The 2,148-nt window shown below is 63.6% G+C and carries 2 protein-coding genes and 1 pseudogene; 2 read left to right on the forward strand and 1 reads right to left on the reverse strand.

Annotated features, from left to right (window positions below; translation table 11 throughout):
* Together WA702_RS05620 and WA702_RS05625 are read left to right on the forward strand one after the other, a co-directional pair.
* Positions 1-216: pseudogene (locus tag WA702_RS05620) on the forward strand (hypothetical protein); the annotation flags it as partial.
* 85 nt (positions 217-301) lie between these two features.
* Positions 302-934 (forward strand): hypothetical protein, encoded by a 633-nt coding sequence (locus WA702_RS05625; RefSeq protein WP_425109545.1) that lies wholly within the window; start codon positions 302-304, stop codon positions 932-934.
* A gap of 282 nt (positions 935-1,216) precedes the next feature.
* Here WA702_RS05625 and WA702_RS05630 read toward each other — a convergent pair.
* A partial coding sequence (locus tag WA702_RS05630; protein ID WP_425109546.1) for an alpha-hydroxy acid oxidase occupies positions 1,217-2,148 on the reverse strand: 932 nt, incomplete at its 5' end.

Genomic DNA, 2,148 nt, shown 5'->3' on the forward strand with positions numbered 1-2,148 from the left:
GCCAATGACGGTCACACTTTGATGGTCAAATACAAGGGCGGCGAGAAGAAGGTCGATGTCTCCCCGGATACACCGGTCGTGACCTTCATGCCGGGTCAGAAATCCGATCTCAAAGCGGGCGCTCAGGTGATTGCGTTCATGAAGCAATTGCCCGACGGATCGTTCGAGACCAATCGCGTCAGCGTCGGCCGCGATGGCCTGACGCCGCCGATGTAACAACCGCCGGTGCCGCTTCGTAACACGTTCGGTGCGGCGGGGTTGCGGTGTCGTGGATCGTCTCAACATCCCGCCAGGAGGGATCATGTCGAAGCAGTTGTCATTGAAGCAGTTGTCGTTGAAATCGGGGCTCGCGGCGCTTGCGCTGAGCCTGGTCTCCACGCTCGCGCTCGCGCAGCAGCCATCCACGGTGCGCATTCGCGGCACCATCGAGGCTGTCGATGGTCCGGTGCTGACCATCAAGACCCGTGAGGGCACCGATACCAAGGTCAAGATGACCGATGACGTCGCCGTGTTCGCAGTGGTCAAGACCTCGCTGTCCGAGATCAAGGAAGGCTCCTATATCGGCGTCACCGGCATGCCGCAGCCGGACGGCACCCAGAAGGCGATCGCCGTGCACATTTTCCCGGAAAACCAGCGCGGCGCGGCGGAAGGCTTTCGGCCCTGGGATCGCCAGCCCAACTCGACCATGACCAATGCCACCGTGGCGCAGACGGTGAAGGGCACCGACGGCCAGAACATCCTGGTCAAGTACAAGGATGGTGAGAAGAAGGTCGTGGTGCCGCCGGAGACGCCGGTCGTCACCTTCGTCGCCAGCGACAAGTCCGAAGTGAAGCCGGGCACTCACATCATCATCTTCGGCGCGACCAAGAAGGGCGACATGCTGGAAGCCAACCGCGTCAATGTCGGCCGCGACGGCATCACCCCGCCGATGTGACGCCGCAGGCGTCATCCCGGGGCACGCGGAGCGTGAACCCGGGTCTCGCAATTCTGGGACTAGTCTCATGGACTATCCCAGAATGACGCTGTCAGCTTTCTTGCAAATCACCTCTCGGTGCCGTCGTCCCCGCGAACGCGGGGACCCATAACCACAGCCGTTGTCGTTGAGCACGATGGAGCTCCAGCGGGTCCAACAATGATTGCCGGCGTTTATGGATCCCGGGTCGCGCTTCGCTTGCCCGGGACGACACCTGTTGTAGAGCGACGCCTTCGCACTGGACTAATCCGCCAGCACGTGCCGGTCGATCTCGGCGATCGTGTTGACGCCGCACAGGCCCATGGTGACGGCGAGCTCGTTCCTGATGATGTCGATCGCTTTCGCCACGCCGACCTCACCGCCGGCGCCGAGGCCGTGGGCGTAGGCGCGGCCGATCATGCAGGATCTGGCGCCGAGCGCCAGCGCGCGCATCACGTCCTGGCCGGAGCGGATGCCGCCATCGAACATGATCTCGATCTTGTCGCCCACCGCTTCCGCAATTCCCGGCAGCACATGGATCGATGACGGCGCGCCGTCGAGCTGGCGGCCGCCATGGTTGGAGACCACGAGCGCCTGCGCGCCGGTCTCCACCGCGAGCTTGGCGTCCTCGACGTCGTGGATGCCCTTGATGATCAGCTTGCCCGGCCAGATCGAGCGGATCCAGTCGACGTCCTTCCAGTTGAGCGAGGTGTCGAACTGCGATGCCGTCCAGGCCGACAGCTTGTTAAGGTTATCCGCGTTCTTCACGTGGCCGGCGATGTTGCCGAAGGTGCGGCGCTTGCCCTGCAGCACGCCCTTCACCCAGGACGGCTTGGTGGCGAAGTCGAACAGCTTCGACAGTGACCATTCCGGCGGCACGGTCATGCCGTTCTTGATGTCCTGGTGGCGCTGGCCGATCACCTGTAGGTCGACCGTCAGGCACAGCGCGCTGCACTTCGCAGCCTTGGCACGCTCGATCAGATCCTTGATGAAGCCGCGATCCCGCATCACGTAGAGCTGAAACCAGAACGGCCTGTCGACGGCGCCCGCAATGTCCTCGATAGAGCAAATCGACATCGTGCTCTGCGTGAACGGGATGCCGGCAGCCTGCGCCGCGCGGCAGGCATGGATCTCGCCGTCGCCATGCTGCATGCCGAGCAGACCGACCGGCGCAAGCACGATCGGCAGCGCCGACG

Origin of the sequence: Bradyrhizobium sp. (assembly GCF_049798375.1) — a bacterium.
Taxonomy (GTDB): domain Bacteria; phylum Pseudomonadota; class Alphaproteobacteria; order Rhizobiales; family Xanthobacteraceae; genus Bradyrhizobium.

Excerpts from the sequence above, each read along its gene's own strand:
- WA702_RS05625 (WP_425109545.1), top strand. The coding sequence starts at position 302 with ATGTCGAAGCAGTTGTCATTGAAGCAGTTGTCGTTGAAATCGGGGCTC.